At 57.4% G+C, this 12,593-nt stretch carries 20 protein-coding genes; all 20 read right to left on the bottom strand.

All coding sequences use genetic code 11. From position 1 onward, the window contains the following. Positions 1–33: 33 nt before the first annotated feature. Positions 34–621, bottom strand: a complete 588-nt coding sequence (locus IG171_RS03415) for a hypothetical protein (RefSeq protein WP_212129896.1) — start codon at positions 619–621, stop codon at positions 34–36. After that, the gene (locus tag IG171_RS03410; RefSeq protein ID WP_212129893.1) at positions 621–938 is read right to left on the bottom strand and encodes a hypothetical protein; all 318 of its coding nucleotides are present in this window, start codon (positions 936–938) and stop codon (positions 621–623) included. The genes IG171_RS03415 and IG171_RS03410 overlap by 1 nt, the downstream gene beginning before the upstream one ends. Beyond that, positions 938–1,180, bottom strand: a complete 243-nt coding sequence (locus tag IG171_RS03405) for a hypothetical protein (protein ID WP_212129891.1) — start codon at positions 1,178–1,180, stop codon at positions 938–940. The genes IG171_RS03410 and IG171_RS03405 overlap by 1 nt, the downstream gene beginning before the upstream one ends. Positions 1,181–1,249: 69 nt before the next feature. Next, positions 1,250–2,680: a hypothetical protein gene (locus tag IG171_RS03400; protein WP_212129889.1), complete on the bottom strand. Its 1,431-nt coding sequence runs from the start codon at positions 2,678–2,680 to the stop codon at positions 1,250–1,252. A 780-nt stretch (positions 2,681–3,460) separates the two neighbouring features. Continuing rightward, the gene (locus IG171_RS03395; RefSeq protein WP_212129887.1) at positions 3,461–3,667 is read right to left on the bottom strand and encodes a hypothetical protein; all 207 of its coding nucleotides are present in this window, start codon (positions 3,665–3,667) and stop codon (positions 3,461–3,463) included. Continuing rightward, a complete protein-coding gene (locus tag IG171_RS03390) occupies positions 3,664–4,083 on the bottom strand; it encodes a hypothetical protein (RefSeq protein WP_212129885.1) in 420 nt (139 codons plus the stop codon). The genes IG171_RS03395 and IG171_RS03390 overlap by 4 nt, the downstream gene beginning before the upstream one ends. Continuing rightward, a complete protein-coding gene (locus IG171_RS03385) occupies positions 4,083–4,631 on the bottom strand; it encodes a hypothetical protein (protein WP_212129883.1) in 549 nt (182 codons plus the stop codon). The genes IG171_RS03390 and IG171_RS03385 overlap by 1 nt, the downstream gene beginning before the upstream one ends. Beyond that, positions 4,628–5,302, bottom strand: coding sequence for an FAD-dependent thymidylate synthase (thyX, locus tag IG171_RS03380; RefSeq protein ID WP_212129875.1), 675 nt, complete (start codon positions 5,300–5,302; stop codon positions 4,628–4,630). Before thyX ends, IG171_RS03385 begins: the two co-directional genes overlap by 4 nt. After that, the gene (locus tag IG171_RS03375; protein WP_212129873.1) at positions 5,295–5,735 is read right to left on the bottom strand and encodes a hypothetical protein; all 441 of its coding nucleotides are present in this window, start codon (positions 5,733–5,735) and stop codon (positions 5,295–5,297) included. The genes thyX and IG171_RS03375 overlap by 8 nt, the downstream gene beginning before the upstream one ends. 106 nt (positions 5,736–5,841) lie before the next feature. Beyond that, positions 5,842–6,360 (bottom strand): single-stranded DNA-binding protein, encoded by a 519-nt coding sequence (locus IG171_RS03370; protein ID WP_212129871.1) that lies wholly within the window; start codon positions 6,358–6,360, stop codon positions 5,842–5,844. Positions 6,361–6,426: 66 nt separating this feature from the next. After that, positions 6,427–6,870 carry a hypothetical protein gene (locus tag IG171_RS03365; protein ID WP_212129869.1) on the bottom strand — a complete coding sequence of 148 codons (444 nt, stop codon included), beginning with the start codon at positions 6,868–6,870 and terminating at the stop codon, positions 6,427–6,429. Then, positions 6,867–7,733, bottom strand: a complete 867-nt coding sequence (locus tag IG171_RS03360; RefSeq protein ID WP_212129867.1) for a hypothetical protein — start codon at positions 7,731–7,733, stop codon at positions 6,867–6,869. Before IG171_RS03360 ends, IG171_RS03365 begins: the two co-directional genes overlap by 4 nt. Positions 7,734–7,751: 18 nt before the next feature. Then, entirely contained in the window at positions 7,752–8,927 is a 1,176-nt protein-coding gene (locus IG171_RS03355; protein ID WP_212129865.1) for an RtcB family protein, read from the bottom strand. Further along, a complete protein-coding gene (locus tag IG171_RS03350; RefSeq protein WP_212129862.1) occupies positions 8,924–9,349 on the bottom strand; it encodes a RusA family crossover junction endodeoxyribonuclease in 426 nt (141 codons plus the stop codon). Before IG171_RS03350 ends, IG171_RS03355 begins: the two co-directional genes overlap by 4 nt. Before the next feature lie 518 nt (positions 9,350–9,867). After that, entirely contained in the window at positions 9,868–10,191 is a 324-nt protein-coding gene (locus IG171_RS03345) for a hypothetical protein (RefSeq protein ID WP_212129860.1), read from the bottom strand. After that, entirely contained in the window at positions 10,188–10,346 is a 159-nt protein-coding gene (locus IG171_RS03340; RefSeq protein WP_212129858.1) for a hypothetical protein, read from the bottom strand. The genes IG171_RS03345 and IG171_RS03340 overlap by 4 nt, the downstream gene beginning before the upstream one ends. Positions 10,347–10,414: 68 nt before the next feature. Continuing rightward, a complete protein-coding gene (locus IG171_RS03335; protein WP_212129856.1) occupies positions 10,415–10,768 on the bottom strand; it encodes a hypothetical protein in 354 nt (117 codons plus the stop codon). Beyond that, positions 10,761–11,105, bottom strand: coding sequence for a hypothetical protein (locus tag IG171_RS03330; protein WP_212129854.1), 345 nt, complete (start codon positions 11,103–11,105; stop codon positions 10,761–10,763). The genes IG171_RS03335 and IG171_RS03330 overlap by 8 nt, the downstream gene beginning before the upstream one ends. After that, the gene (locus IG171_RS03325) at positions 11,102–11,686 is read right to left on the bottom strand and encodes an ERF family protein (protein WP_212129852.1); all 585 of its coding nucleotides are present in this window, start codon (positions 11,684–11,686) and stop codon (positions 11,102–11,104) included. Before IG171_RS03325 ends, IG171_RS03330 begins: the two co-directional genes overlap by 4 nt. After that, entirely contained in the window at positions 11,683–12,585 is a 903-nt protein-coding gene (locus IG171_RS03320) for a YqaJ viral recombinase family protein (protein ID WP_212129850.1), read from the bottom strand. Before IG171_RS03320 ends, IG171_RS03325 begins: the two co-directional genes overlap by 4 nt. Between the last annotated feature and the right edge of the window lie 8 nt (positions 12,586–12,593).

Below are 12,593 nucleotides of genomic sequence, written 5' to 3'. Positions count from 1 at the left end.
CATTGTTGAGTGCCGCTGTTGCCGACTTAACGATCATGATTTCTTCGACCTCTTCGCTTCCTGTTCCGCCGCTTCCTGTTCAGTGTGGACAAGGCCACAGTGAATACATTTGTATAGTTCATCTGCCTTATACCGCTTCGGCGGGAAGCGATACAGGCGGTAGTTGCACGCCCTGCATGTTGCGTTCATTTGCTCTTTGGGCGCGTGTGTTGGGTATTTCTTCACAAGCTCTTCCGACTTCTTGCTGATTTCGCGCATGATCTTCCGTTGCCAGTTCACCGGAACAAGGTGTGTTTGGTGCTCCAAGTATCGGGCGAGCTTCAGAGTGTTCTCATAAGCTACGTCCGGTTCCACCCCGGCAGGCAGTCCGACAGGTTCCCAGCCGCCCACAATTGGCACTGTCGGCATGGTCCCGCCCAGCAGGTCCGCGACGTTCTCCGCGTGCCGATACAGCAGCGAATAGATGCTGTCACAGTCGGACATGGCGTGAATATTGAGTGGGGCTGACGGCTTCTGTGACGGTGCTGATCGTTCGGGCTTCTCGCCCTTTTCCGGCATAATCCTCTTTCGTAGCTCCGCGACCAGCGAGGGGGCTTGTTTGAGGGCTTCGGGAAAATCCATCAGTCTCCAATCTTGAGAGAGTCGATGAGGCGTTGCGGGTATCGGATCGGACGGGTGATTGTTCGGCGGGGAATGCCGTTCTCGATCCACGACACGGGCAAGGGTTTAGGCCACAAGGTGCCGGTCTGCCGTGAGTTGCGCGGCTCCGGTCGCCATGCGTCCCAGGTGAGGCATGCGCGGCGGCGGGTGCCGTGAATGGTTATCGGGTTGTCATCGGCGGGGGACATTCTCACCCTGCACCCCTGCCGTTCGGCTTCGTCGCAGAAGGCCATGATCTGCTCATGGGTTAGCCGTTCAGTGCGAATGAACTTGCGCATTACTCGATCACCTCGAATTCGGCCTGACGGGTGAGTTGAGTCGTGCCGTCGATTCCGGCAACCTCGATTTCGACAAACAGCGCGGTCTTGGTCTTGACCAGCCGCCCGAACGACTCCCGGACTTCCTCTGACTCTGACCACACGCGCAATGACGCGAGAGTGCCCTCAATGCTGAGATGCTGGTCCACGATCCGTAGCTGTTTGCCAACATGCGCAGCAGTAATTTCGATGATCGGTTTCATGGTGCCCCTTTCAGGCATAAGGACGCCCCGGCCCTCACGATGGAAGGCCGGGGCGGAATGGTGGTGGTGTCAGCGGTCGCCAAGCTCCCGAAGGACGTGCGACCCCAGCTCTTGAAGCTCTTCAACGGACATTTCAGACAACGGTTTGCCAGCATCAGCAGATGCAGACTCGCCTTCACCGTCTCCGGCTTCGTCGGTCAGGGTGATAGTCCCGGCTTCGTCAATGACAGCCCGGTAAAGGATGCTCTGAGACTTCCCGATAGAAGCCACCCACTTGCCGTCACCGGCAGGGACGATTTCAAAGACTTTCAGCCCTTGCGCCTTATAGCCGCCGAGGACTTCCCCAGTGATCGACGCGGCTACGGCGCTGTTCGCTTGACGCGGTTCGTCCTGTGGGTACTTGTACACCGTGTATTCGTTCAGTTCGCCGTGTTTGACGGTTGAGCCGTTGCCGACGCCGAGAGCAATGATGGACGATGACGAACCACGAGAATTCAGCGGCGTCACGAACTTATGCTGTGTGCCGTCAAGGTTCGACAGGCCGAACTCTGCCCGGTTCTCGTCGTTCGGGTCATCCTCGTCTTTGCCCGTGTCCTCGAACCCGACTCGCCCGAACAGGCTGTCAAAGAACGACCCGGCGTCAGTCGTGGACTTCCGCTGAGCTTCAGTAATGGATGCAGGATAAACGGGAAGGTTGCCTTTGTAATCCTTCTCCACGGTCAGTTCGCCGGTCTTGCCGTTGTAGACGGCGACACCAGCAGGAACGCGTTTCGTGATTGCGAACCCCTTCTGGACGGTCAATGGTGCGTAGACCTTCGGTGTTTCGCCGTCGCACACCACGAATGCGTCAGACTTGTTCGCGTTCGTGCCCAGCGGCACCTTTAGCGCGATTGCCCGGTCAAGGTTGTTGTTGAACCCGGCACCGCCAAACCGAAGTTCGGCGTCCTCGCTGAATGAGCAGAAGCGAACATCTTTCGATGATGAACCGCCGAACAACGGCGGGGTGAGAACCTGTGTCGATTCGTACCCCTTGAACGCTCCACGTCGCACGACGCTAGTGGTGAATTCGCCGTTATCCCCCGCTGTTGGGATTGCCTTCACAGTCCCCGTCGCGTCTCCTGTGGTGTTGCCGAGAGTGCGCTTCGACGTGGCAACGGCAACGTCGAATGGTGCGCGTTCCCTGAACTGCAATTCGTTCGGCGACGATTCGGAGACGGTCACCGACTTTGATAGCTCGTGACCCTGCATGTAGGACACGACGAACCCGCCGCAAATCAACCAAGCACCAGCAGCCACGGCGAGCAGCCACCCGATGCCGCGCTCAGCGAATATGAGGAACGCGCCTATCGCCCCGACCACGATCACGGGCACGAACACCACCCATGTTGCGCGGAAGATTCCCCACAGGTCATGGACAAGGTTCGGCAGCAGGAACCATGCCCCAAAGACGATGACGGCGAGCGCGCCGAGGACGCCGCCGATGATTAGTGTTGGTCTCATTTGTTACCCCTGATTTCGTCAATGATTCGGTCTAGTTCCGCGTTCTCGCGTTCCAAGTCCCGAGTGTCTTGTTTCGCCTGTTCGTGGCGTGTGAGTTTCTTCGGTTTCGTGGGTCTGTCTGTGACGGCCCACGCGATCACCCCCATGCAGGCAATGAATGCGAGCATGAGGGTGAGGGCGATCAGGATTCGCATTGTTCGCCTTCCTGTTTTTGGGCATAAAAAATGACCCCGAAGGGCCTACATGTCATTTCGTTGTTACCCGCTGATACAACTTCAGAGCGTGTGCCCACACCCATGCAGGCCATATCAGCAGTAGTCGTTCAATCCGGTTCATTCGCGAGGCTCAAATACACGTTGACTGTGTTCGTGTGCAAGTCGTGGAACCGGGTTATCTTCAGCCGCCCAGACTTGAGTAGATGCCGGATCATGGCGGCGTCTCGCTTCTGTCCGCGACGGATCGGCTTAGGCGTGCAAGCCATAACGTTTCCTTTCGTGCGGTGGTAGGTGGTGGTGCCAGGGTTTGCCGTACCGGAATCGGCGTAGGTTCGGCCTGTATCGAAGCCGCGCGAGTTGTTCCACGGTGATATACATTCCCGACCCCGCGCTAACCCTGTTTGCCAGGGATTCAAACGCATTCCAGCATTCCCGGCACATGCGGTCATCCCAGCGGGGTGTTTCGCGCTCATTGCAGAAGTTGCACTTCTGGACTACGGAAAGTGGTACGTGAAGTACGCGCCGCCATGCACGTCCCAGGCGGGTCTAGGCGCCCACTCATAACTCACCCCCATTGTTCAGCGTTCCACTTCGCCCGTTCCACGGCTTCGACCGTGTAGGGGTTCTCCGGCATCTGAATGGTGCCCTGTTCGGCGCACGCGGCCACGGCCTCATTCCAAACGCGTTCCGAGACTTCCCTGATCGCTTCAGTCAGGCTCTCTTGCATGGCTTCCCGTTGCGCCATGAGCGCATCAACGGTTTCCTTCTTCATGATTCGTCGCCACCAGCCTTCGTCCAGCCGCGTTCCGCCAAGTGTTCCGAAAGCGCCCGGATGCTCACACCGCGCCCGACCCCATAACCGCTCAGGTCAGTTGCGAGCTTCTCCGCGTTCGTCGGCTCCGGGTCAGGGGCAACGGTGATGCCAAGCTCAAGGGCGAGCCTTCGAACGCCGGAGCTAAACTCCCCCGCAGCCTCGGACATAAGCAAATTGTCTGCGGCTCTACCTAACTCGCTTTTCGTGATTGTTCGTCCGGGCACCTGGTCGGGGTGAGCGTCAAGCCACCGAAGAACCGCGCGCCGGTCATTATCGAATTCGGACCCGCGCATGGGGAAAATTCCCTCCTTATAGCCGCCGCCCTTAACTTCACGGTTCAGCGTTTCGATCAGATCAATATGCTTGTCAGTCATCAGGCGACAACCTCCACCACGTCCGCATCTTCCTGAATTTGCGACGCATGAGCCTTCACGTTCGGGCCACGCCACAACCCATCCTTGCCAAGCACAATGTGCTGTACCCCGTAACCGGGGACGCGGACCTTAAGCACTGAACCCGGTGCGTCAGGCAACACGGGTTTAGGGCGGTCCAGAAGATAGAACTTCTCACCCGACCTGAACCGATAGCCGCCGTCGCCGTCCTCACCGGCGACGTATTCCAGCGTCTTATAGTCACGCTCCCCCGCGAACGGCTCCGAATGGTCAACCATGCGGATCAGATCACCCTTACGGATTGCGCTCTGCGCGATCCTCTGGCCCTTCTTGATTGCCTTCAGCCCGAAGAAATCAATCAGGCTATTCTTCGCGTTCGCCCCGGTATAGGTGCGCCCGAACGCGCCAAGCGAATCCGTATGAACTTCAAACTCAAGCGTCATTTCGTTGCGCTCAAAATGTGTGGCCCCCATGTTCACGTTTTCGTAAACGATCACTTCGCCGTCATCTGTCATAAGTGCAAGTTTCACTTTTCCTCCTGCTGTTTGAAGTCATGGAATGCGCGCCATGCGACCGGCCACAATTCCGAAATGAGCGCGTCCACCTGTTCGGCCCCTTCACGAATTTCCGCAAGGGCGTTAGGTGCGTCTCTGAGCGTCAAGAATTTGAACCAGTTATTCAGGTTCGCCGTCGCCCAAAACTGTGTGTAGACCGACACGGGAAGAACGTTGCGAGCAACCTCATTCGCCACGCCCTTCTCAAGCATTCTTTGATACCCGTCCCACGCTTCTCTAGCGGCCCATTCATGCCGCTTCTCTACGATCACACCCTGTTCAATCGTTCCCGGCTCACGCCGGTAATCGAGTGCCTTACCCGCCTGAACGATCTTCCGATCACGCGACGGTAGATAGAACTTCGGCTGCAACTGTGTGTAGCGTGCCGAGATCTCTGAATAGGACTGCGTGCGGTGCCGCATCCACTCACGGGCAACGAAGATCGGGGCTTCCACACTGACCGTCATCACGGAATGCTCAAATGGGCTGGTGTGATTCTCACGGGCCAGGGCGCGGACAAGACCAGCGATCTTGTCAGACTTATTCTCAAGCCCCTTCGTGGATACGCGCGCCGCTTCCGCGATACGTGCGTCATCCCCCATCGTGTCAATGAGTTTGACTGTGATTTCGCTAGAGAACTCAACCATTGCGACCCCCGAACATTGCCGCATGAATCTCAGGCTCAGGCGGGGTCCAGCCGTCCGGCTCCTGAATCTTCCCGTGCTCGTCCTTAATGACTTTCCCGTCAACGAGCTTGCGCATGTTCGCGTCATGAACAATGTCCAGAACGTTGTCTAGGTCGATCCCGTACGCGGCGGCGGTGCCGTAGATGACATAAACCATGTCAGCCAGTGCGTCAGCCATGCCGACTAGTGCGCGCTGACGGGAATCTTCGCGGTCTGTGCCGAGGTTCAGCCCCGCATAGGTGCAAGCTGATTTCGCTTCCTTGTATTCGTTCAGTTTCGAGACAAGCATGTTCATTCGCGACCATGCTGTGCTTGCGTCTGGGATTGTCGGTGTCAGGGGTGCGTCCTGGTCTCCGGCGATCATGAACTGTTCGACTTTTTCCTGGTATCTCATGGTGGTCTCCAAAATCTGCGTTTTCAGGCGTTAAAAAGGCGCGGATGAACAATCAGTCATCCGCGCCTCACAAACGCCGTCTAGCGGTGGTTTTGTGCGAATCCGACTAGAAAGGCGGGGTATCCGAGAACCCACCCTGTGCGGGTCCGTTCGAACTCGCCCACGGGTCATCCGCAGGATTCTGGCCCCACCCGCCCTTCGGCGCGTGCTCCTGACCGCTGTACCCGCCCTGAGCGAACCCGCCGCCCTGACTGTTTCCCTGCCCCTGATTCCGGCGTGGGATGACGCGAGCGAAGTCAACGACAAGCTGAACCTTCGAACGCTTCTCGCCCGTGTTCTTGTCCTCCCACTGTTGCGTCTCAAGATCACCCACAAGACGGACGGACGAACCACGCCCCGCCTGCTCCGCGATCTCATCCCCCAGCTGCCCGAACGCAACACAGTTCAGAAACAGTGTCTTATCGTTCACGGGATAACCGCGTTCGTCCTTCACGACCTGCCCGTTCTCACGCTTCGGCTTGTTCGCCGCCACGTTGAACGAGCACACCCCCTTGCCTGAAGGTGAGAACCGCATTTCGGGGGCACCAGTCAGCGTGAAAAAGTTGTCAATCGTCGGCAATGCCATGTTTCGTTTCTCCAATCTCGCCCGTTTTCGGGCATAAAAAATCCCGCCGAAGCGGGTTACCAGTTGTCAGGCTTCAATAGCCTTCATAGGTTCACGCGGCCCCAAAGACTGCCTGAACGACTCCCACGGGACACGACCCCGCCTGTACGCCTGATAGTCGGAACGAGACAGCGAACCATTAGCGATAGCCTCACGAACCTCTCTCACAGTGCGCTTGTAACGCTCATGCCCTTCAACGTTCGACCCGCGCAGATCGTCAACGTCAGAAACCGCAATCTCCATGACACTATTCAGCCGTCTACGCCGGTTCGCTTTGATGATCCCCCCGATATGCCCCGGCTTCAGGAAGTCTCCCGAAGTGTCATTGTGAATCTTCGCCGCTTCCCGGCAGTCCTCATAGGCGTACTTGCCCAACACTTCATGCCACGCCGTCACGGTGTCTTCCGTGAACCGCCTGTAATCCAGTTCGGCAATGAACGTGAGCAGCTTCGCCGTCTCCGTCAGGTTCAAATCAGTTCCCCCTGTATTTCGTTTTCGCGTTCGGCCATGCGCGCCACAATGTCAAGATGCCCGTCGATACGTTCCTCAGACTTGTTCCGCGTCTGCGTCGCGCGCCCTTCAGCATCAGCCTTGATCTTCGCGACTAGTTGACCGAACTTCGCCCTCAGCTTGTCCGCCGACAGAATGTTCGCCTTCCAAAACGAATCAGCCTGACACCAACGAATCACATAAGCGACTTGCTCAGGTGTGGCTTCATCACGGTCCAGCAGCAGACGCATGGCGTTCCGGTTTGTCTTGTTCCGTTTCGGTAGACGATTCCCGTTCGCTTCAATTTCAGAGTCGAGCAGGTCTAGCAGTTCTTCAACATCAGGCCGCGTCTCTTCAGGTTCGGAGTCGCTTGCGACTTCGGACGAAGAAGTCCCCTGTTCCCCTGTTCCCCTGTTCCCCTGTTCCCCTGTTCCGGGGCGTGAGGACTCATGAGGACTCAGTGAGGATTCAGTGAGCGTGTCATGATTCACTGCCTCTGCCTGCTCTGACCTGGGGTAACGCCCCGGCGACGGTCGATTGATCTTCTGATGCTTCGACCAGTTCACAATTTCCAGGTAGTCCTTCCCGCCGACCGAATAACGCACGATCACACCTAGCGTTTGAAGCCTCTCCAACCCTTCTTGAACCCGCATGAGCGTGTCATGAGGACTCACTGAAAGATCATGAGCGAACAGGTCTGCGCATATATTCGAGAACCGATCAATGCCTACGCCGTTGTCATCAACGTATGACCAAAGGCCAATGAACAGCAGACGATCCTCGATGCACATGGCGTTCACATCGTCACTGCGCCAGAACTCCGGCTTGATTGACCGGATTCTCATTTCTCCACTGCCCTTTCGTTAGTCGCCTTTGCAGTTCACGATCTGCCTGAACTCATGAACGATGCTCACCAGGTCCGCAGCGTCAGCCATGACCTGATCTATGTCCTTGTACGCGCCGGGGATTTCGTCAACGAACGCGTCAGTATCCCGGTACTCAATGCCGCTCATGGCCGCTCTGAGGTCATCATGAGTGAATGTCTCCCTAGCCTTCCGGCGCGAGAAGTTCCGCCCCGCGCCATGCGGTGCCGAGTTGAACGACATTGCATTTCCGCGCCCCTTCACCACGTATGAGGCGGTGCCCATAGAGCCGGGGATAAGCCCGTACTGTCCTTCGCGTGCCTCAATCGCGCCCTTGCGGGTCACAATGAGGTTTCGCCCGTGGTGGTGTTCACGCTGCATGAAATTGTGGTGGCAATTGACCTCTTCCGACTTCTCCACGGGCGCGGCCATAAAGCCTTCAAGCGCGCTGAGCGTCTGAATCATCATCTCTTCACGGTTCAGGTACGCGAACCGTTGCGCCCACTCCACCGCGTTCATGTACTGGTCGAATTCCTGCGTTCCCTCCACCAGGTAGGCAAGGTCTCGATCAACGTCAATGAAGTTGCGGCGACAATATTCGTTCGCAAGGTTCATGAAGTGTGTGGCGATCTTGTTGCCGATGCCCCGCGAACCGGAATGCAGGAACGCCCAGACGCGGCCCTCTTCGTCAGCGACAATCTCAATGAAGTGGTTGCCGCCGCCGAGCGTGCCGAGCTGATTACGCCAGGTGCGCGAAAAATCGGAGATGCCGCGTTCCTGTAGCTCGTAATTCCACTCGCCCTCAAGTTCTTGGACGAATGCCACCGCCGAGTTGGTCAAGTCGGGTGTGTACTTCCCCGCGCTCATGGGCACACGCGCCTCAATGCCTTCACGCAATGCCCGAAGGTCACCCCGAGCGCGCACCTGATCCTCAGTCCACTGAGTACGAACCGCGACCATGCCGCAACCCAAATCAACACCCACAGCGGACGGAATGACCGCGCCGCGCGTCGGGATCACCGAACCCACAGCAGCACCCTTACCCAAATGAGCGTCAGGCATCAGCGACACATGCGGTTCAACGAACGGCATCCACGAAATGCGCTCCACCTGATCGAGCGTTTCCTGGTCCACCTGCGACGCCCACGAATAGAACTTCTTACCAACGCGTTTCATCGTTTCCTCACTTTCAGTCGAACACCGGGGACACTGCCGTCCCCTATGAAGTCGTGCGTCCAATCCTTTTCCGGGTTGACCCATCGGACGATCCGAGAGTCATTCTTGAGTACCCCCGATTTCTCCAAAGCATCCCCCGCGCAGCGTTGAAGCTTGTCCAAATCGAGGCCAGTCGCCGCATGCTCTAGACGGGGCTTAGCAGGCCGGGGAAGCCAGAACTTCACTCCCACCTCCACGGGCACGTCTAGCGGCTTCCACGCGCCGAAATAGGTTCCTGTCCATGCTTGCAGGGACTCGATCATCCAGTCCCGCCACTTCACCATTTCGGGGTCATGGATCATTCGGCCTTTGCCTACATGTCGCATGCTGCCCTGTGCTTTTGGCTCGCCGGGGATGAACAAGTTAATGAGCCAATCGCTCACGCTCTCCCCTCCCTAATGGCTTCTTTCAACTCCTGAAAGCGACTACGCCCCAACGGGTCAAAAGGAACACGTGTGGTCGCTATAATCTCCGCCAGCATTCGTTCCCCCGCCGCTTTATGCGCCCTCCGACGTTCCGCGTCTTGCTTTCTCTTCACGCGCCGAAAATAGGCGCGCTGTTCCTCAGTCACTAAAGTCCTCCATAATCAACCGGCGTAACCTCTCCGTGCGGTTTGTGCTCACCCAGCCATGCACGCCACTCATGAAAGTTGTCATGCAAATGAACGGCATAAACCCCGCCCCACGGATCACGGCGGTATTGAGTGCTCATAATGAAGTCGAACCTCTCTCCACAAGAGCACGCGTAGACGGTCACGACCCGGCCTGTTCGTGGTCACACTCAGCACAGCAAGGCGCGCCCTTCTCACCGGGGCGCGCCCTCAACCTGCAAACCAACTCAGTCACCCCGCACTCATGGCACCGGGCGAACTTCGCCGGTTCCGTTTTCTGTTTCGCCACGGTCACGGCCTCTTCGTTCGTGTGCCGTCAGTCGTGAGGTAATACCAGCCGTCGAACGCGAAAAAGACGGGAACCTTCAGCGGGTCATCCCAACTGCGAAGTTTCCAACCGTTGTCGATACCGAGCGCGGCGAAATCGGCGTTAGCTTCAAGCCGCTGATTCTCGATAAGGCACATGGTCACGAGATTTTCGGGACCGTCCATGAGCTTCGAACCGCCCATGCCCTTCGACGCGCGGTGATTCAGGGTCAGTGTGTCCGTTCTCCCACATGAGACGCACATATACCCGTCACGCTCGTACACCTGCTGACGGACCTTCTTGCTCACAGCCACGGCGCACGATCCACAACAGCCGCAGCGAACGCGACCACGAACAGCAGTAACGTTGCCCAACTGATCTGACCGCCACGCTCAGCGACCGCACCAATAAAACCAATAATGGCCGCGACTAACACGACCCAGAACACAATGAGAACAAGCATGTTTACCCCTTTCAGGCATCAAAAAAGCCGCCCCGAAGAGCGGCTAGAACATTCGTTATGTGGTGGTGTCAGCGTTCCCCGACACCTGCAACCTGATATTGAGCCAAGATCGACTTATTGAGACTCTGATACGCCAGAAGCTCAGACTGCAAAGCCTTCGAAAGACGATCCGCATATCTATGCGCCGCGTCCGCAACGTCCCGAGCCTCACGCTCTTCCATCGTCGCTTTATCGGCGGCGTAACGCTTCTCCGCCTGTGGGCCTTCATAGTCCAAATAGGCTTGAGCGTATGCGCGATCAAACTCCCGATCAGCGTCAAGGAACGCCTTATATCGGGCATTACACTCACCCGCGCTCTTTGCGATCCGGTTCGACAGTTGCAAGATGTGCTGTTCGAGCATCACCGGCGTCAACTCAGACATGCTTAACCACCATTCCCACGATCACCGCAACCACGAGAACCGACCACCACGTCACGAACACGCGGTTATGGTTTCGGTCCATCCACTGATTGAACGCTTCCAGCCGTGTAAGCCCCGGCGCTTCAGCCTTCTTAGCCTCACGAGTCGCGGCCCTCCACGCACGCATAAACTCGTTCGCTTCGTCAGCGGACATGTCCCACATGAAATCCAATATTCCGCCCGGTGCACCCTCGATCAGCGTCCCGAAATGCCGATCACGGAAACACCGCACAGGCAAGTCAGTTGTTCGGGGCAGCGTGTAGTTTGTGCCGTCGAATTCGAAATCTACTGTTCTCACTTCGCCCCCTGTAGCTTCTGCACGGTCGCGTTGATACCGTCCATCACGTCAACAAGCCCCGCGCTCTTCGCGTCCTCCCACAGAGTCCGCAAACCGTCCACATTGCCCTTTGACGCGAGCGCGTCAGCTTCACCCTTCCAGTCACGCGGCGGGGCGCTGACAGTCTCATAAACATCATGGTCCGGGTCGGTCTCCTGAGTCGGCAGAGCGAACGTCTGCAACAGGGCAATACGGAACGCGACAGACATTGCTTTCGCTGTTCCCTTATCGCCCGAGTCCATGGACTCAGCAGCGACCGTGGACACGATTTCGTCACCATCAGGGCCACGGAACGCATAGGACACGATCACACGGCACGATGTGAGCCGACCCCCGCTCTTGGACTGGAACGCCTCATAAGTGACGTTGTGGACCTCGCACGGGCGCACCGTGACACCATGTTTACGCATGGCAGGGCTGAGCGCGTTCACCGTGGCGTCAATACCCCGGAAGTTGAACCCCTGCTGTCGGTTCTGCTCGCCCTTGCCTACGGCCCCAACTTCGGCCATGACCTGAGTAATAGCTTCCTGAACTGTTGTCATTCTGAATCTCCCGGTGTCGTGATTGTCAGCTTCGGCTTAGGCTTCGCGCCCGTTTTCAAAAACTCGCCCTCAATGGCCTTCAAGTTCTTAGGGGTAGGTTCAATCCCGCGATCCGCCGCGATCTTGGTCAGGACAGCCTTCTTGTCGAACGTGCGACTTGGCTTAGGCGTGAACCAATTGATTGCACCCGCTGCCGGATTCACATGCTTGAAATACGGGCGGTCTCCGATGAAGTCCCGGATCTTCTGGTCTATTGCGTCTATCGCTTCTTGCTCCGGCTTAATCACCTGCACATGCTTAGAACGCTCAATCATCCATTCGTCCAGCTCCGTCAGCTCCCCAAGATGAGTGAACCTGTCAGCGAGGTATCGCAGGAACTCAATGCGCTGTTCGTCCCGGTCCACGTAGAACAGGTGAGGGTCCATGAACACGGGCACGAAGTCCTCGTGATACTCAACCGCCAGAACCGCCGACTCAGCTCCCGTGGTGAACATCTGCCACTGCAGCTGGTCGAAATAGTCCTGTGGCACGGTGTCCCATTTTTCGCCGTCCCACTTCGCCGTCTTAATGTCCCCAACCCGGTTACCTTCCCGGTCGATCAAGTCCGGCGTGGACACGAAACGGTCATCTTCCACCGACACAAGCACGTTCGTGTTGTGCGTCATGCCCAGCATTACGTCTAGCTGGTCACTGATCGTCGCCTCACGCGCCGAACCGTGCTTCGTATACTTGTTGCCATGGAAGGACGATTCCCCGGAATCCTTCTCAGCGCGAAGAGTCTGCCAACCCTTCAGCCCCGACCCCGCGAGCTTCGCGACGTCAGTCGCCGTGACCTTCCCGCCACGAAAACCCATCCACGCTTCGCGAGCCTCAGAACTAGGTCCAATCTCAAACTTCATGATTCACT

The sequence above is a fragment of the Brevibacterium sp. SMBL_HHYL_HB1 genome (assembly GCF_018208375.1).
Classification (GTDB): Bacteria; Actinomycetota; Actinomycetes; order Actinomycetales; family Brevibacteriaceae; genus Brevibacterium; species Brevibacterium intestinavium.
The sequence above is the reverse complement of the archived record's forward strand: the minus strand, read 5'-3'. Positions and strand labels throughout refer to the sequence as shown.

Coding starts and splice junctions, on each gene's coding strand:
- IG171_RS03370 (WP_212129871.1), bottom strand. CDS start 6,360: ATGGCATTGCCGACGATTGACAACTTTTTCACGCTGACTGGTGCCCCC.
- IG171_RS03335 (WP_212129856.1), bottom strand. CDS start 10,768: ATGTCTGAGTTGACGCCGGTGATGCTCGAACAGCACATCTTGCAACTG.
- IG171_RS03320 (WP_212129850.1), bottom strand. CDS start 12,585: ATGAAGTTTGAGATTGGACCTAGTTCTGAGGCTCGCGAAGCGTGGATG.
- IG171_RS03360 (WP_212129867.1), bottom strand. CDS start 7,733: ATGAGAATCCGGTCAATCAAGCCGGAGTTCTGGCGCAGTGACGATGTG.
- IG171_RS03415 (WP_212129896.1), bottom strand. CDS start 621: ATGGATTTTCCCGAAGCCCTCAAACAAGCCCCCTCGCTGGTCGCGGAG.
- IG171_RS03390 (WP_212129885.1), bottom strand. CDS start 4,083: ATGACTGACAAGCATATTGATCTGATCGAAACGCTGAACCGTGAAGTT.
- IG171_RS03355 (WP_212129865.1), bottom strand. CDS start 8,927: ATGAAACGCGTTGGTAAGAAGTTCTATTCGTGGGCGTCGCAGGTGGAC.
- IG171_RS03325 (WP_212129852.1), bottom strand. CDS start 11,686: ATGACAACAGTTCAGGAAGCTATTACTCAGGTCATGGCCGAAGTTGGG.
- IG171_RS03375 (WP_212129873.1), bottom strand. CDS start 5,735: ATGAGATACCAGGAAAAAGTCGAACAGTTCATGATCGCCGGAGACCAG.
- IG171_RS03340 (WP_212129858.1), bottom strand. CDS start 10,346: ATGCTTGTTCTCATTGTGTTCTGGGTCGTGTTAGTCGCGGCCATTATT.
- thyX (WP_212129875.1), bottom strand. CDS start 5,302: ATGGTTGAGTTCTCTAGCGAAATCACAGTCAAACTCATTGACACGATG.
- IG171_RS03400 (WP_212129889.1), bottom strand. CDS start 2,680: ATGAGACCAACACTAATCATCGGCGGCGTCCTCGGCGCGCTCGCCGTC.
- IG171_RS03410 (WP_212129893.1), bottom strand. CDS start 938: ATGCGCAAGTTCATTCGCACTGAACGGCTAACCCATGAGCAGATCATG.
- IG171_RS03405 (WP_212129891.1), bottom strand. CDS start 1,180: ATGAAACCGATCATCGAAATTACTGCTGCGCATGTTGGCAAACAGCTA.
- IG171_RS03395 (WP_212129887.1), bottom strand. CDS start 3,667: ATGAAGAAGGAAACCGTTGATGCGCTCATGGCGCAACGGGAAGCCATG.